Genomic DNA, 16,460 nt, shown 5'->3' on the forward strand with positions numbered 1-16,460 from the left:
GGAGGTGGGCTCAGCCCCGCCCGCCTCTCGCCTCACGTCGTCAGAACAGATACATCGCCCCGACGAACACGACGCCCGAGAACAGCATCGTCGTCACGCAATACCCCATGATGTCGCGCATGCCGAGCCCCTAGTGCAGCAGCGCAACGTTCTCGTCGATTCGGCGCTGGATGTCCATGAGGGTGTCTTCGGTGATGATCCCCTCGTAGCGGCACTTCGCAATGGTCGAAAACTGGCTGGCCACGCCGCACATTCCGTCGATCATGTCGCCGGCAGCGGCTGCGGGAAGCTCCGCTTCCTTTGCCAGTCCGAGCAATGCGGCTCGGTCGATCCGCAGCGCCTCGCCCATGACGTCCATTTGGTGGTAACCGCCCGGCCCCTCGCAGAATGTCACGTCGTAGGCCGGCGCGAGCTTCCACTCGCCGGATCGCGACATGACGTACGCGAAGTTCTTCGGATGATCGTCGCGATTGTTGAATGCGACATTGAAGACAGCCCGTTCAAACGCCCGCGCCTTCTCGCGTACGTCGTTGGTGCACATGTGAGTGGCGCGCAAGAAATTCACGTAATCCAGCGCACCCGGCGTTTTGTAATCGGCGCCGGTGAACGCGGCAACGCTTTGCATGGGCACGCGCAGACCGTCCAGTCGATCGAAACGCCGGGACGCAAATGCCGCCATCCCGTCAGGCAAATTGAAATGCAGCGTGTCCGGGGTCTCGATGCCGCACATGCGCAAGCACTCGGCGTAGACCATTTCGATCGCACACACCTCGGGATGCTCTTGCCAAGCCGGGAACTTGACCAACCACGCTTCAAAGCCCGCCACCGCGGCCGTGGTAAATACGCCGGACCGCGGATCACGATAGACCAGGGCCTTTGGCCTGGCGCCTTGCGGAGAGCCACCGACCTGCAGCAATTGATGAAGGAATTCGCCACCCTCGCCATCGAGAACTTCCTGTACCTCGGCCGCAAGCCGAGCGAGGGGGATATCCTGCCGCGGCGCCAGGATCTCGGGCGCGACAGGCTCGAACGACAGGGCGCCCATTGCATGGTTGCCAATGTAAGCCAATCGCTCCAGCGGCCCGATACGTGCGGCGTTGAGACCGCGGCGTTTGAACAAGCGGTCCATCAGCAACATGCCCCATCCATCGGGCAACGCGTCATAGACCGGTCCGGGCAATCCAAGCTGGTGGACCGGAAAGTCCTTGCGCAGCCTCGCCCCATGCAATGGGAGCGCATAAGACGACAGTTCCAGCCCCCTCTTGCGCGCGTCGTCGCTATATTCGAATACGACCAACGGGCGCCCCGTGATCGCGGTCGTGGAAACCATCGATCCCCACAGCCAGTGTTCCCCCCAGCCGTCGTAGTAGACATCGATCCGCTCGATCATTTCTGGTTACCCCTCTTGACGCGCCGGCGTTTGGCACTTTTTTCATACCGGTGAACGTCTTCCAGGCTATCGAGCTTCGGCAGGAAAAGTCCCTCGAGTTCCTTGCTTCGTCCCAGAACCATCGCTATACGGATTACCGTCTCGAGGCTCACATTGCGGCCAGCTTCGAGATTGGACACGGTATTGACACCGACGCCGGCACGCGCGGCTACGTCGCTCTGCGTCAGTTGCAACGCGAGCCGCTCCGTGCGAAGCCGCGCACAAAGGAGGGTGACGATTTCGTCGGGCTTGCGGAAACTTAATTCCAACATAGTGGATCTTAGAACGCTTTATCTCTGATAACTCACAATATTATAGAGTTATGAGCGAGATACGCTCAAGAAATATAATCCCCGATTGTTGGGTCTTACCGTGAGATGTTCGGTTCTAATCCACTTCAAAAGGGAATTACGCGCGCGCCCCGTGCCCTTCCAGTATCCACGCGACGCCCGCCGAACACGCCAAGTCGTGGTGCGGTTCGTCGCGCTCGCCAGTACCTTGGATGTGGCCGGTCGTGAGCCCGGCTAGCGGGCAGCCGCTTCCAGCGTGCTGACAGCTGCGATCGCCCGCGCACGCCCCTCCGCCACCCGCTGCGCGAACCGGTACGCCACGAGCGAACCGGCCACGGCGAGCAACATCGGCACGAGGCAGTCGTGATTCGCGCGCGTGAATTCGAGCATCAGCACGACGGCCGTGATCGGCATCTGCATCGACGCGGCGAGAAACGCGGTCGCGCCGATCAGCGCGCATCCGCCGAGCGATGCGCCGGGCCATAAGGCGCTCCACAGCCCGCCGAGCACGACGCCGAGCAGCGCGCCGTTCGCGAGGCCCGGCGTCAGCAATCCGCCTTCCGCGCCGGCCCGCAGGCTGCCGGCCTCGATCAGCACCTTCAGCACCAGCAACGCCGCGGCAAGCCCGATCGTCAGCGTGCCGTCGAAACCCAGCGACGCCGGCCCCTTGCCGTTGCCGAGCAGTTGCGGAAACCCGATCGCTAGCAAGCCGATCACCGCGAAGTTGAGCAGCGCGAACACCGGCAGCCGCCAGTCCTTCGGCGCGTTCGCCCGCGCGCGGGTCGTGAGCCGCACGAAACCGTACGCGGCGAAGCCGAACAGCGGCCCGCAGACGACCGACCATGCGACGAGCGGCGTGCTCAGCACGAACGCCGGCACCGTGTACTGATGCTCGTTGCCGAGGCCGATCCACGCGACGATCGCCGCGATCGCGGACGTCACGACCGCCACGATCAGCGCACGCAGCTCGAACGTACCGAGCAGCACCTCCAGCACGAAGATCGCGCCGCCGAGCGGCACGTTGTAGACGGCCGCGAGCCCCGCGCCGGCGCCGCACGCGACCATCAGCCGGCAATCGTCGGGCGTGAGTCCCGCCGCATGGGCGAACCGCCCGGCGAGCAGCGAACCGATCTCGCGCGGCGCGACTTCGCGGCCGAGCGGCGAGCCGAGCGCGACGGTGACGATCTGCAGCAGCGCGTGAACCGTCGTGCTGACGAACGGCATCCGCGGATCGGCCGCGCACACCGCGCGACGGATGCTGACGAGCGGCCGGCCATACCGGTAAAGCGCCCACCAGCCGCCGCCGGCGACGAGTCCGCAGACGGCCAGCACCGCGAGCCGGCGCAGCGGATCGGCCGCGGTCACGCCAGTGAGGAAGCTCTCGGACCCGATCACGTGCGCGATGCTGTAGCCGTACGCGACGTGCTGGATCGCATGCAGCAGCAACGCGAGCAGCATGCCGCCGAGACCCGCGCCGATGCCGGTCAGGACCGTGACGACGGCCATGCGCGCGAACGGGCTGGCGGCCGGCGAAGACGAAGCGGGAGCGGATGGAAGATCGAGGCGCATGGGGTCGGCGAACGAAGATCGAAAGGACGGCGCGCAATACGCGCGCCGTCGTCAGAACCGCATCGTAGGCGCGCGCCCATCATGAGACAAACGTATTTTTTTGATCAACTCATGTATTTTTAGAATACACGACGCACGACAGGTCATAGCGGCCTGTCTTGCCCTGTCAATCCGGATACGTGATGCGCTCCGGCTCGCGCCGCATGATGACCTTGCCGTCGCGCATCGACAGCGTGGCCTTCGCCTGCCGGCGCACGGCTTCGTAGTCGCTGTCCGCGTCGAGCACGACGAGATTCGCCGGACGCCCGACCTCGATGCCGTACCGGTCGCCAAGATGCATCGCCGTCGCGCTGTGGTCGGTCACGAAGTCGAGGCAGCGCTGCAAGTCCTGATAGCCCATCATGTGGCAGATATGAAGGCCCGCATCGAGTACGCGCAGGATGTTGCCGTTGCCGAGCGGATACCACGGATCCTTGATCGAATCCTGCCCGAAGCACACGTTGATCCCGGCGCGATCGAGTTCCGCGACGCGCGTGACGCCGCGCCGCTTCGGAAACGTGTCGAAGCGCCCCTGCAGATGGATGCTCTCGGTCGGGCACGAGATGAAGTTCAACCCGGCCCGCTTCAGCAGCCGGAACAGCTTCGAGCAGTACGCGTTGTCGTACGAACCCATCGCGGTCGTGTGGCTCGCGGTGACGCGCGCACCCATGCCGCGCACGCGCGCTTCCTCCGCGAGCACTTCGAGAAAGCGCGATTGCGGATCGTCGGTCTCGTCGCAGTGCACGTCGACGAGGCAGCCCGTGCGTTCCGCGAGATCCATCAGGAAGCGGATCGAGCTGACGCCCTGCTCCCGCGTGTTCTCGAAATGCGGAATCCCGCCGATGACGTCCGCGCCGAGCTCGATCGCCTGCTCCATCAGCGCGCGGCCGCCGTCGAACGATTCGATGCCTTCCTGCGGGAACGCGACGATCTGCAGGTCGATCAGCCCGCGCGCCTCGTCCTTCACTTCCAGCATCGCCTTCAGCGCGGCGAGCGTCGGATCGGTCACGTCGACGTGCGTGCGCACGTGCTGGATCCCGTGGTCGCGCAGCATGCCGATCGCCGCATGCGCGCGCGCCTTCGTGTCGTCGTGCGTGATCGTCGCCTTGCGCTCGGCCCAGCGCTCGATGCCCTCGAACAGCGTGCCGCTCATGTTCCACGCGGGCTCGCCGGCCGTCAGCACGGCATCGAGGTGGATATGCGGCTCGACGAGCGGCGCAATCGCGAGACGGCCGCCGCCATCGATATGGTCGGGATTCGTCGACGCGATCGGTGCGGCTTGCGCGTCGATGCGCGCGATCGTGCCGGCGTCGATGCCGATCGTGAACAGGCCGTCGCGGCCACGCAGGCGTACGTTGAACAGGTTCATGGGGGAGGCCTCTGGTCGTATGCATGAACACGGCCGCGCGATCTGCGTCGGCGGCCGTGCGGTCCGGACGACCAGTATGGAGGAAAAGCGGCGACGCGCGTACGTGCCGTGCATGTTGCATCGGCACGACAGCCGGGCCGCGCCGGACGGACGCCGCTCGCCGGTCGTCACGCAAGAACCGCCTGCCCGGCGCGCGCCACACGTCGTGTCGGTTTTGTGAACGACTCTTGCCGGATCTGGAACGGTGCGCTCGCGGCCGCCACGCCCTTGCGCACGCCGCGCATTCCTATACTTGCGCCGAACTTTCGTTTCCAGTCCCACACGCAGGAGCTTCACGATGAAAAAAACCCTGATCGCCGGCGCGGGCGCCGCCGCCCTGTTCGCGCCGCTCGCCCACGCGCAAGGCTCGGTCACGCTGTACGGCCTGATCGACGCCGGCATCGCCTATACCAACAACGCAAACGGCGGGTCGCAATGGCGCATGACGACCGGCACGATCAACGGCAGCCGCTTCGGCCTGCGCGGCACCGAGGATCTCGGCGGCGGCCTGAAGGCGCTGTTCGTGCTCGAAAACGGCTTCAACGCGAACAACGGCGGGCTCGGCCAGGACGGCAAGCTGTTCGGCCGTCACGCGTATGTCGGCCTCGGCCAGGCCGGCTACGGCACGCTGACGCTCGGCCGCCAGTACGACACGATGGTCGACTTCGTCGCGCCGCTGTCCGCGACGGCCGGCGATTTCGGCGATACGGGCTTCGCGCATCCGTTCGACAACGACAACCTGAACCACTCGCTGCGCATCAGCAACGCGGTCAAGTACACGAGCGACACGATCGCGGGCTTCAAGGTCGGCGCGCTGTACGCATTCTCCAACTCGGCGAATTTCAGCGCCAACCGCGCGTACAGCGTGGCCGCGAGCTACACGAACGGCCCGCTCAAGCTGGCCGGCGCGTACCTGCAGATGAACGGCACGAAGGGCTCGACGAGCGCGAGCCCGGGCGCGCTCGATTCGGCCGAGGCGAAGAGCCTGAACCAGGGTGGCTGGTCGATCGGCTCGGACCGCATGCGCACCTACGGCGGCGGCGTCGGCTACGTGTTCGGCCCGGCGACCGTCGGCTTCGTCTACACGCGCTCGCAGTACGACAACACGGGCGCGTTCGGCTCCAGCGGCCAGATCGCGTTCAACAACTACGACGTGAACGTGCGCTATGCGGTCACGCCGGCCATCAGCATCGGCGCCGCCTATGTGTACACGGACGCCAGCGTGTCGAATCCCGACAGCAAGCACGGCACCGATCCGAAGTGGCATCAGGCCAACCTGCAGGCCGTGTACAAGCTGTCGCGCCGCACCGACCTGTACGCGGAAGCGATGTTCCAGCATGCGTCCGGCCGCGGCTACCACGCGTTCATCAACACGTCGGGCGGCGCATCGAGCACGGCGAATCAGGTGGTCGGCACGATCGGCATGCGCACGCGGTTCTGACCGGCATCGCGTAACGTCGCCCGCCTGCGCTGCGCCCATGTTCGCTCACGGGCGCGATCGCCGCGGGCCACGCCGTCAATGTTGTTTCTTCTGGAAAGCAGCCCTCCCGGAATCGGGGTGTTTGCGCGTGGCAGCGCTACGTAGACTGACGTCGAAGGTCGCAGCCGCGCGTCACGCGCCGCTGCGGCCACCCACCCCGTATTCAGGAGAACCTCGTGAAATCGCTCGTCGTAACCGCCGCCGCTGCCGTCCTGCTTGCCGCACCGGCCCTGTCGTTCGCCCAGCAGCCGAACTCGCCCGTCACGCGCGCGCAGGTGCTGCAGGAACTGATCGATCTCGAATCGGTCGGCTACAACCCGGCGCGCGGTGAAGTCGGCAACTATCCGGACGACATCCTGGCCGCACAGGAACGACTGCAGGCGAAGCGTGTCGCCGCGAGGAAAGCGGCGCAGGCCGCTTACGGCCCGGCCGGCGAGCCGGCAACCGAATCGGGCGCGGCGGCCAGGCCCGCGCTGTGACGGCGCGCGTCGCGCGCATCGGGCATCCATTGCGAGCGGCGCGTATCCGGTGCTTGCATGAAGCATCCCGCCGCGCGCCGATGCGCGCGCGGCATTCACGCGGCCCGCGGTTCGCGGTCGATCGCGTTCAGCATCTCGACGTCGCGCGCGATCATCCCCGGCACCTGCCCACGCAGCATCTCGACCCAGGTCCGCACCTTCGCATCGACGAAGCGGCGCGACGGGTACAGCGCATGCACGTTCATCTTCTGCAGGATATGCGTGGGCAGCACACGGACGAGCGTGCCGTCGCGCAATGCGTCGATCGCCGAATACACCGGCAGCATGCCGATCCCGATGCCGTCGCGGATCGCGAGCGCGAGCGATTCGGCGGTATTGGTCTGCACCGGCCCGGTGACGTGGATCTGCTCCACGCCTTCGGGCCCTTCGAGCACCCATTCGTGCGTCGGGAACGCCGGCGTACACAGCGTCAGGCACGCGTGCGCGGCGAGATCCCGCGGGCGGGCCGGCGCGCCGTGCCGTTTCACGTACTCGGGCGATGCGCACAGAATGCTGAACGTCGAGCCAAGCAGGTGCGACACGAGCTCCGAGTCGGGCAGCGACGAAGCGGTGACGACGGCCATGTCGCTCGTGCCGTCGAACAGGTCGGGCATGCGCTGCGACAGCGACAGCTCGATCGAGACGTCCGGGAACTGCGCGTGATAGCGCGTCAGCGCGGGCAATACGTAGTGATGGCCGACGCTCGCGAAGCTGTGCATGCGCAGCACGCCGGCCGGGCGCTCGTGCGCGCAGCTCGCCTCTTCTTCCGCGCGGTCCACGTCGGCGAGGATCTGGCGGCAGCGCCGCAGATAGTTTTCACCGGCCGACGTGAGCGCGAGACGGCGCGTCGAGCGATTCATCAAGCGGGTGCGCAGGCGCGCCTCGAGCTCCGATACCGCGCGCGACATCGCGCCCGTCGTCGAATTCAGCGATTGCGCGGCCGCGGTGAAGCTGCCCGTCTCGACGACGCGCGAAAACACCCGCATGTTTTGTAGGGTATCCATTCCTGTGAGCAACCTGTAGCGGAGCCGTCATTTTCCTCCACCGGATGCGACAGATTGTTACTCCGGCTGCAACTATCGTTTCCCCGCAACTGCGTTAATGCGCGGGCGCCGCACTCCTACAATCGGCGCCTCACCCGTCGAACGGACCCGTTCGGGCGTACCGCGGCACCTTGCGCGGTCGGCCCTGGGCCCTCTTTTCATGAAGCCACAACCTGCGATCGAGCGACCTTCCATCGAACCCGCACGATGGAGAGCATGGCTCGATCCACTCGGCAACGCGGCGCGCGACTGGGCCGCGACCGACGGGCTGATCTGGCTGCACCTCGCGAAAACCGTGCTCGCGGCGCTGCTGGCGATGGGCATCGCGATGCGCCTGGAGATGTCGCAGCCGCGCACCGCGATGACCACCGTGTTCGTGCTGATGCAGCCGCTGTCGGGGATGGTGTTCGCGAAGAGCTTCTACCGCGTGCTCGGCACGGCGGCCGGCCTCGTCGGCGCGCTCGCGCTCGGCGGGCTGTTCGCGCAGCAGCCCGAGCTGTACATGGCCGGCATCACGCTGTGGATCGGCGGCTGCATCGCACTCGCGGTGCGCAACCGCCACTTCCGCTGGTACGGTTTCGTGCTCGCCGGCTACACGGCCGCGCTGATCGGCCTGCCGGCCGTGATGACGCCGCAGACGCTGTTCCAGTCGGCGCTCACGCGCGCCGCGGAAGTCGCGCTCGGCATCGCGTGCTCGGGCGCGGTCAGCGCGCTGATCCTGCCGTTGAGTTCCGCGAAGGCGCTGATGCGTTCGTTGAGCGCACGCCACGCGACGTTCGCGGCATTCACGGCCGGCGCACTGGCGGGCGACGTCGCACGCGGCGATTTCGAACGGCGCTTCGCCGACTTCGTCGACGACATCGTCGGCTTCGAAGCGAACCGCGCGTTCGCGTCGTTCGAGGATCCGCACATTCGCGCGCGCAGCCGCCGGCTCGCGCGGCTGAACAGCGAGTTCATGAACGCATGCACGCGGCTGCATGCGCTGCACCAGCTCGTCAAGCGGCTGCGCGCGAATCGCTCGGACGCGGTGCTGGAAGCGCTGGCGCCGCACGTCGACGCACTCGCGCTGCGCTTCGCCGCGTTGCGCGACGAACGCCAGCGCGGCATCGCACCGACCACCGGCGCGCTGCTCGACCTGCGCCGCTTCCATGCCGCGCTGCCGAAGGCCGCGCGCGCGTCGCGCCGGGCGCTCGAAGACCACGCGGCCGGCGGCCTGCTCGACTTCGATACCGCGATCGAGCTGCTGTACCGGTTCATCGGCGAATATCTGGGCTACGTCGACACCTACGCGTCGCTCGACCAGGACGATCACGCGTTCGAGCGCTCGGTCACGCATTACGCGGTCAAAACCAATTCGTTCTTCGTCGGTTTCGCGTTCCTGCGCACGGTGATCGCCGTCGGTGCGATGAGCGCGTTCTGGATCGCCTCCGAATGGCCGAGCGGCTCGCTCGCGGTGATCGCCACCGCGATCGCGTGCGCACTCAGCTCGACCTCGCCACGCGCGCCGAAGTTCGTCGCGCAGATGGGCGTCGGCGCCGCGTTCGCGACCGCGGTCGGCTATGTGTTCCTGTGCTACGTCTATCCGAACATCGACGGCTTCCCGCTGCTGTGCGCGGCGCTGGCTCCCGTGCTGGGCCTGGGCGCGTTTCTCGCGATGCGGCCCGGCCTGTCCGGCTACGGGATCGGCTTCGCGGTGTTCTTCTGCCTGCTCGCGGGCCCCGACAACACGATCGCGTATACGCCGGAAGTGCTGATCAACAACGGGCTGGCGGTCGTCGTCGCGATGCTCGCATGCTCGCTCGTGTTCGCCGTCGTGTTCCCCACCCACATGCCCTGGCTCACCGGCCGGATCGCGCACGACCTGCGCCGCCAGGTGACGCTTGCGTGCGAAGGGGCGCCGACCGGCCTCGCGCAGCGCTTCCAGTCGAGCACGCACGACCTGATGGCGCAATTGCGTACGCTGCTCGTGCGCCGCACGCGGCAGCATCGCGATGCACTGCGCTGGATGCTGTCGACGCTCGAGGTCGGCCACGCCGTGATCGACCTGCGCGACGAGGTGCACGCGTTCCGCGCGTCGAAACCGCCGCAGACGCTACGCTGGACCGGTTCGATCGATGCGGTGCTGCTCGAACTGCCGCGCTTCTTCGACGATCCGACGCCCGCCCGCCATGCGCGCACGCTGAAATCCGTGAATCTCGCGATCCGCGCGGCGCAGCACGCGCTGCAGGCGTGGTACGCGGTGCCCGACGCGCGCCGCAACATGCAGCGAATCGTCGGCTGCCTGCACTTCATGCGCAGCGCGCTGCTCGACAAGGACGCGCCGTTCAACCGGCACCGCCATTGAGGATGGATGTGCGCGCAACGGGATCGTTGTTTCGGATGGAAATAAGCTCTACAGCCCCGGTGATTAATCTTTAAGCAGTGCGAGCCTATAGTTTCCTCACTGCCAGCGAGACTGGCACTCACCCAGGAGAAACAAAATGAAGCCGCTGCACCTCGCCCTCGTTGCCCTGTCGCTCACCGCTGCCGTCGCCCACGCGCAGCCGGCGCCGGCAGACGCCGCACCGCAACAGGCGAACCGCGCCGAGGCGGTCCAGGCCGCCGGTCGCGTCGATCGTGCGCAATCGAAGCAGGAGGACCCGAACGCGTGCGTCGGCCCCGTCAGCTTCTGCAACATCTACTTCGGCAGTTGAGCATGACGCCGCGTCGTCACAGCCAGGCCCGCATCGCCCGCACCGTATGCATGACATGCGCGGGCGGACGGCGGCCCGGCCGATCGCGGTCCGGCCGGTCGCCACACCGCCGTCCCGCCCCACGCCGCTTCGATTGAAGGGGCGCTTGCCGTCTCACGCGCCACGCCCCGGCCGCCAGCCCACTTCGCGCAACGCATCCAGCAACCGCGCCGGCCCGATCCCTTCGACCCGCGCCCCGCGCGACTCGACGTCGCCGCCCGCGACCAGCGCATTCACGATCGCCTCCTCCACCGCTTCGGCCGCCGCGACGAACAGCGCGGAAATATGGTCGTTGTTGACCATCCGCACGTCGGTGGTCGCCGCGCCCTTGCGGCCGTAGTTCGCCGCGGGCAAGCCGTCGTTGCCCGTTGCGAACGCGAGGAAGATATCGCCGCTCGAATCCTCGGTGCCACCGCCGACGCGGGCGAGCCCGACGCCCGCGCGCTGCGCGAGACGCGTGCATTGATGCGGCAGCAACGGTGCATCGGTCGCGATCGTGACGACGATCGAGCCCATGCCGGCCTCGCCTTTCGCGCCTGCTTCGCGAAACGGCGAATGCGCGTGCCGCAGCACTTCGCCGACCGGGTAACCGGCCACGCGCAGCATCTCGCGCACGCCGTAGTTCGCCTGCACGAGCGCGCCGACGGTCCAGCCGCCCGCATCGCTCGCCAACACGCGCGACGCGGTGCCGATGCCGCCCTTGAACTCGTGGCAGATCATGCCCGTGCCGCCGCCCACGCCGCCTTCGGCGACCGGCCCCGACTGCGCGGCGGCCAGCGCCTGCGAGACGTGTGCGGCATTCACGTGCTGCCCCCAGATGTCGTTCAGCAGTCCGTCGTAGGTCTCCATCACGACCGGCATGCACCAGTACACGCGCCCGGCCGCCGCTTCGCGTTCGTTCGCGACGAGCGCGTCGCGCACCGCGCCGACGCTGTGCGTGTTCGTATAGGCGATCGGCGTCGTCAGCAGGCCGGCTTCGCGGATCCATTCGAGCCCGGTCGCGTCGCCGTTGCCGTTCAGCACGTGCACGCCCGCGAAGCACGGCGAATCGTGCGCGGCGCCCGCGCGCGGCTCGATGATGGTGACGCCGGTGCGGATCGACGCGTCGCCGTCCTCGACGTTCAGCGTGCAGTGTCCGACCCGCACGCCCGGTACGTCCGTGATCGCGTTGAAGCGGCCGGGCGTGCCGAGGCCGATGCGGATGCCGAGATCCCTCGTGCGCATGATGCGATTCCTCCAGTCTTTCAATCTTTCAATGGTTCGATGTTTCGGTGCTGCAAGACGTCGATCCGGTGCTCAGAGCGCGCGGAATGCTTCGCTGTGGCGCGCCCACGCCACGTACATCGCGAGCGCCGCGACCAGCAGCCCCGCGATGATGATCAGGTCGGTCGGCTTCGTCGCCGTCGCGAGCGTCGTGTAGAGCGTATACGCGGCGCCCGCCACCGCGACGAGCGGCGTCACGGGCCACAGCGGCATCCGGTAGTGATGCTCGACGTCGCGGCGCACGAACCGGCTCGCGAGCGCGGCCAGCCCGACGACGAGGTAGATCAGCAGCAGCAGGTCGACGGTGAACGCGGTCAGTTCGTCGAGGCTCGACACGAACACGAGCCCGGCCGACGGAATGGCCAGCGCGATCGTCGCGAGCCACGGCGATTCGAGGCGCGGATGGATCGTCGAGAACGCGCGGTTGCAGGTGCGCGACCAGAGCGCATGCCGGCCGCTGCTGTACAGCAGGCGGCCCATCGTGATCACGATCGCGATGATCGCGTTGAACACCGACAGGAAGATCCCGCCGCTGACCACGCGCGACACGGCCGGATTGCTCAGCGAGCGCACGACATAGCCGATCGGGTCGGCGCTCTTCGTCAGTTCCGTCAGCGACGGCGCGCCGAGCACGATGGCGGTGAGCGGAACCAGTTCGACGACGAGGATCACGAGCAGCGAATAGATCACCGCCTTCGCGACGTTGCGGTTGCCGCCGCGCAGGTCTTCCGCGAGATAGGCGGCCGAGCCGAAGCCGTTGTAGCAGAAGATCGCGGTGCCGATCGCGGGCACGATGGCCGCGAGCGTGGCCGGCGCGAGCGCATTGCCGCTCGCGACGACCGGTGCGATCAATACGTCGGCGCCGCGCTGCGGCGAGCCGAAACCGAGGCCCGCGATCAACATCAGCACGCCGATTTCGACGACCAGGAACGCGCCGGTGATCCACGCATTCGTCTTGATGTTCAGCATGCCGAGCAGATAGCTGAGCAGCACGATCGTCAGCGCGACCGACTGGTTGCCGAAGTGCGTGCCGAGCGCGTTGTTCAGGTACGGCGCGGCGCCGCTCGCGAGCACCGCCGGGATGAACACGCTGACGGACAGCACCGTGATGAAGGTCAGGTAGCCGGGCAGCGTGCCGAACACGCGTTTGGCCATCACGTATTCGCCGCCCGCGCTGCGGTGCGCGGCGCTGAGTTCCGCATAGCAGAGCGCGAAAGCGAGCGCGAGCACGCCGCCGAGCACGAACGACAGCACGGCGCCGCTGCCGGCCTGCTGGATCGCGAACGGCGCGATCACGAAGATCGAGCTGGCCGGCGTCACGCCCGATACGGTGATCATGACTGCGTCGCGCACGCTGAGCGTCTGCGACAGCGCGCGCGGCGCGTCTTCCGTTGCAGAGGCCGCTTGCAGCGTGCCCTTGGATTCCGACATCATCGCCATTTCGTTCTTCCTGTGCCGCGTTTTTTTGAACACCCATACTCGGGCCCGATTGATTGCGTGGCAGTCTAGGAAGCCAATTTCAGGACCGCTATTCCCCCTTCGTGTTACGCCCTTCCGGTGGTGGTATGGATCGTCTCTTTTCCGAAATCGCGATGCACCAGGCGCTCGGCCGCGCAATCGATCATCTCGGCCAGCCGCGCTTCTGGCGGTTCCTCGTGCTGCTGCTCAATGAAATGGCGCCGTTCGACAACGCGCTCGCGACCGCGATCGGCCGCGACGGCGTGCCGCTCGTGCTCGACGAATACGACACGGGCGGCGCCGACACCGCGTCGCCGGTGCCGCTTTACCTGAATGGGTTATATCTGCTCGATCCGTTCCTGCAGGCTGCGCACGACGGGCTCGCCGACGGCTGCTACCGGCTCGAGGAAGTCGCGCCGGACCTGTTCCGGCAGAGCGAGTATTTCCTAAGCTATTTCCGCGACGCGGTCGGCGACGACGAGATCCAGATTCTCGTGCGGCCGAATGCCGATACGCTGCTGTCGCTGTCGCTCGGTGCATCGACGCGTTTCGACGTCGAGCCGCTCGGCAAGCTGACGGCCGCGATGCCGTGGGTGCTCGCGGCAATCCGGCAACATTGGCGGTTGGTGGGGGACGCCGCGCGCGCAACGCCCGACGCGGATCTCGGCGCCCGCGTCGAGCAGGCGCTCGCGCGCTTCGGTGCAGGCGTGCTGACCGATCGGGAGATGTCGATCGCGAGAATGGTGCTGCGCGGCAATTCGTCGAAGGCGATCGCCGAACGGCTCGCGATTTCGCCCGAAACGGTGAAGGTGCATCGGCGGCACCTTTACGCGAAGCTCGGGATTTCGTCGCAGCCGGAGCTGTTTTCGCGGTTCATTCAGGCGTTGGGGGAAGGTTCGGCTGGATGAGTGCGTCGGCCGGCACGCGCGGGCCGGGCTCGGGGACGGACGCCGAATACCGACGCATGACGACGATCGTCGCGCCGTTGCGCGCGGCCTACATGCCGCCGATATGCCCCCCGATCTTCTCGCAGCGTCGCCAAAAACCGCCTATCGTGAAGAAGGCGCCCGTTTGCCGCCATTCGCCCCGGGTCGCTCGCTCGCGCGGGCGGGCGGCGACGGCGCCGTGCTCCGGCACCATTCATCGCGATTCCGGCGCACGCTCGCCCGTGCGCGATCGCGGCCGCTCACCGGACTATCAGGAGGCACTCATGAAAGCCGCGCTGCTCGTCAGCTCCGCCCTGCTCGCCATTGCGTCAGCTTCGGCCACGGCCCAGGGTTCCATCACGAAGGAAGAAAACGGCGCACTCGTCGCCGCGAACGGGATGACCGTCTACACGTTCGACAAGGACAAGCCCAACGCCGGCACCAGCGCCTGTTCAGGCCCATGCGAAACCCTCTGGCCGCCGTACAAGGCCAGCGCGACCGACGTACCGGTCGGCCCCTACACGATCGTCAAGCGCGACGACGGCAGCCCGCAATGGGCGTACAAGGGCAAGCCGCTGTACTTCTTCTCGAAGGACATGAAACAGGGCGAACGCAACGGCGACAACTTCAAGAACGTGTGGCACGTGGTCGCGCCGTAAGCACGTAAAAGGCCCGCCGCCGATCGCGCGATCGGGGCGGGCCCTGGCAGTTCCGCAGGTCGCACCGGCTGGATGCAGCCGGTGCGCGCGTCAGCTCAGCGGTTCGACGGGAAGCTGAACACCGTTCCTTCGCGCACGCCGGCCGACGGCCAACGCTGCGTGATCGTCTTGCGCTTCGTATAGAAGCGCACGGCATCCGGGCCGTACGCGTGCAGATCGCCGAACAGCGAACGCTTCCAGCCGCCGAACGAGTGATACGCGACCGGCACCGGCAACGGCACGTTGATACCCACCATGCCGATCTGGATATTGTCGCTGAAGTAGCGCGCGGCCTCGCCGTCGCGCGTGAACAGGCACGTGCCGTTGCCGTACTCGTGCGCATCGATCAGCGCCATCGCCTCGTCGAGCGACTTCAGGCGGATCACGCCGAGCACGGGCCCGAAGATCTCGTGCTGATAGATCGGCATGCCGGGCTTCACGTTGTCGAACAGGCACGGGCCGAGGTAGTAGCCGCCGTCATGGCCGTCGACCTTCACGCCGCGACCGTCGACGACGAGCGTCGCGCCCGCCGCCACACCCGCCTCGACGAAACCGGTGACCTTCTCGAAATGCTGCTGTGTGACGAGCGGGCCCATGTCGACGCCCGCGCCGTTGCCCGGGCCGACCTTCATCTTCTCGATCTCGGCCTTCAGCCCCGCGACGACCTGGTCCCCCGTTTCGTCGCCGATCGCGACGACGAGCGGAATCGCCATGCAGCGCTCGCCGCACGAGCCGTACGCGGCGCCCATCAGCGCGTTCACCGCGTTGGGGATATCGGCATCCGGCATCACGACCGCGAAGTTCTTCGCGCCGCCGAGCGCCTGCACGCGCTTGCCGTGCGCGCAGCCGGTCGCGTAGATATATTCGGCGATCGGCGTCGAGCCGACGAAGCTCACCGCCTTCACGCGCGGATCGGTCAGGATCGTATCGACCGCTTCCTTGTCGCCGTTCACGACGTTCAGCACGCCCGGCGGCAGGCCGGCTTCGAGCGCGAGCTCGGCCATGCGCAGCGTCGACGACGGCGTGCGCTCGGACGGCTTCAGCACGAACGTGTTGCCGCACGCGACGGCCATCGGCCACATCCACAGCGGCACCATCACCGGGAAGTTGAACGGCGTGATGCCGGCCGCGACGCCGAGCGCCTGGAACTCGCTCCACGAATCGATCGCGGGGCCGACGTTCTTGCTGTGCTCGCCCTTCAGCAGCTCGGGCACGTAGCTCGCGTACTCGACGTTCTCGATCCCGCGCTGCAGTTCGCCCATCGCATCGGCGAGCACCTTGCCGTGCTCGGCGGTGATCAGCGCGCACAGTTCTTCCGCGTGCTCCTCGAGCAGCGTCTTGAAGCGGCTCATCACGCGGGCGCGCTTCAGCGGCGGCGTGTTGCGCCAGGCCGGAAACGCGGCCTGCGCGGACGCGATCGCGGCTTCGACGGTCGGCTTGTCGGCGAGCGCGACGCTCTTGTGCGATTCGCCGGTGGCCGGGTCGAACACCGGCTGGACGCGGCTGCCGCCGTCGACGCGCTTACCGTCGATCAGGTGGCCGACGGTGGAGGTCACATTGCTGTCGTGTTTCATCGTTGGGGCTCTTTCGTGAATTCGGTTGTCGCT

General features: G+C 67.1%; 14 protein-coding genes and 1 pseudogene. 6 read left to right on the forward strand and 9 right to left on the reverse strand.

Annotation, left to right across the window (positions count from 1 at the left end; genetic code table 11):
- Window positions 1-40: 40 nt before the first annotated feature.
- The 5 genes and pseudogenes from C5F75_RS36445 to codA form a co-directional block, all read right to left on the reverse strand.
- Window positions 41-130: pseudogene (locus tag C5F75_RS36445) on the reverse strand (TIGR00366 family protein); the annotation flags it as partial.
- On the reverse strand, window positions 131-1,390 hold the full coding sequence (locus C5F75_RS23420) for a type II toxin-antitoxin system HipA family toxin (RefSeq protein ID WP_059574457.1): 1,260 nt from the start codon (window positions 1,388-1,390) through the stop codon (window positions 131-133). It lies immediately after the preceding pseudogene.
- Window positions 1,387-1,701 (reverse strand): helix-turn-helix domain-containing protein, encoded by a 315-nt coding sequence (locus C5F75_RS23425; protein ID WP_081066607.1) that lies wholly within the window; start codon window positions 1,699-1,701, stop codon window positions 1,387-1,389. Before C5F75_RS23425 ends, C5F75_RS23420 begins: the two co-directional genes overlap by 4 nt.
- A 252-nt stretch (window positions 1,702-1,953) precedes the next feature.
- A complete protein-coding gene (locus tag C5F75_RS23430; RefSeq protein WP_059574460.1) occupies window positions 1,954-3,288 on the reverse strand; it encodes a chloride channel protein in 1,335 nt (444 codons plus the stop codon).
- A 166-nt stretch (window positions 3,289-3,454) separates the two neighbouring features.
- A complete protein-coding gene (gene codA / locus C5F75_RS23435; RefSeq protein ID WP_059574462.1) occupies window positions 3,455-4,696 on the reverse strand; it encodes a cytosine deaminase in 1,242 nt (413 codons plus the stop codon).
- A gap of 337 nt (window positions 4,697-5,033) precedes the next feature.
- Here codA and C5F75_RS23445 point away from each other — a divergent pair, with 337 nt between their 5' ends.
- Complete coding sequence (locus C5F75_RS23445) at window positions 5,034-6,176, forward strand: porin (protein WP_059574464.1); 1,143 nt, start codon at window positions 5,034-5,036, stop codon at window positions 6,174-6,176.
- Window positions 6,177-6,391: 215 nt separating this feature from the next.
- Window positions 6,392-6,694 (forward strand): DUF4148 domain-containing protein, encoded by a 303-nt coding sequence (locus tag C5F75_RS23450; protein WP_059574466.1) that lies wholly within the window; start codon window positions 6,392-6,394, stop codon window positions 6,692-6,694.
- 95 nt (window positions 6,695-6,789) lie between these two features.
- Here C5F75_RS23450 and C5F75_RS23455 read toward each other — a convergent pair whose 3' ends face one another.
- Window positions 6,790-7,737: a LysR family transcriptional regulator gene (locus tag C5F75_RS23455; RefSeq protein WP_059574468.1), complete on the reverse strand. Its 948-nt coding sequence runs from the start codon at window positions 7,735-7,737 to the stop codon at window positions 6,790-6,792.
- Between the two features lie 199 nt (window positions 7,738-7,936).
- Here C5F75_RS23455 and C5F75_RS23460 point away from each other — a divergent pair, with 199 nt between their 5' ends.
- Both C5F75_RS23460 and C5F75_RS23465 read left to right on the forward strand, forming a co-directional pair.
- Entirely contained in the window at window positions 7,937-10,120 is a 2,184-nt protein-coding gene (locus C5F75_RS23460; RefSeq protein ID WP_059574470.1) for an FUSC family protein, read from the forward strand.
- Window positions 10,121-10,256: 136 nt separating this feature from the next.
- Window positions 10,257-10,469: a hypothetical protein gene (locus C5F75_RS23465; RefSeq protein ID WP_059574472.1), complete on the forward strand. Its 213-nt coding sequence runs from the start codon at window positions 10,257-10,259 to the stop codon at window positions 10,467-10,469.
- Between the two features lie 153 nt (window positions 10,470-10,622).
- On the opposite strand, the gene C5F75_RS23470 is transcribed toward C5F75_RS23465, so the two are convergent.
- Both C5F75_RS23470 and C5F75_RS23475 read right to left on the reverse strand, forming a co-directional pair.
- Window positions 10,623-11,732, reverse strand: coding sequence for a DmpA family aminopeptidase (locus tag C5F75_RS23470; RefSeq protein WP_059574474.1), 1,110 nt, complete (start codon window positions 11,730-11,732; stop codon window positions 10,623-10,625).
- Window positions 11,733-11,804: 72 nt separating this feature from the next.
- On the reverse strand, window positions 11,805-13,211 hold the full coding sequence (locus C5F75_RS23475; RefSeq protein ID WP_059608909.1) for an APC family permease: 1,407 nt from the start codon (window positions 13,209-13,211) through the stop codon (window positions 11,805-11,807).
- Window positions 13,212-13,336: 125 nt separating this feature from the next.
- On the opposite strand from C5F75_RS23475, the gene C5F75_RS23480 reads away from it, so the two are divergent.
- Complete coding sequence (locus C5F75_RS23480; RefSeq protein WP_059574479.1) at window positions 13,337-14,137, forward strand: helix-turn-helix transcriptional regulator; 801 nt, start codon at window positions 13,337-13,339, stop codon at window positions 14,135-14,137.
- 302 nt (window positions 14,138-14,439) lie between these two features.
- Window positions 14,440-14,814 (forward strand): COG4315 family predicted lipoprotein, encoded by a 375-nt coding sequence (locus tag C5F75_RS23485; RefSeq protein ID WP_059574669.1) that lies wholly within the window; start codon window positions 14,440-14,442, stop codon window positions 14,812-14,814.
- 95 nt (window positions 14,815-14,909) lie between these two features.
- Here the strand turns inward: C5F75_RS23485 and C5F75_RS23490 are convergent, their stop codons facing one another.
- Window positions 14,910-16,427 carry a CoA-acylating methylmalonate-semialdehyde dehydrogenase gene (locus C5F75_RS23490; protein ID WP_059608910.1) on the reverse strand — a complete coding sequence of 506 codons (1,518 nt, stop codon included), beginning with the start codon at window positions 16,425-16,427 and terminating at the stop codon, window positions 14,910-14,912.
- Between the last annotated feature and the right edge of the window lie 33 nt (window positions 16,428-16,460).

It is taken from the genome of Burkholderia anthinoferrum (genome assembly GCF_002925705.1).
Taxonomy (GTDB): Bacteria; Pseudomonadota; Gammaproteobacteria; order Burkholderiales; family Burkholderiaceae; genus Burkholderia; species Burkholderia semiarida.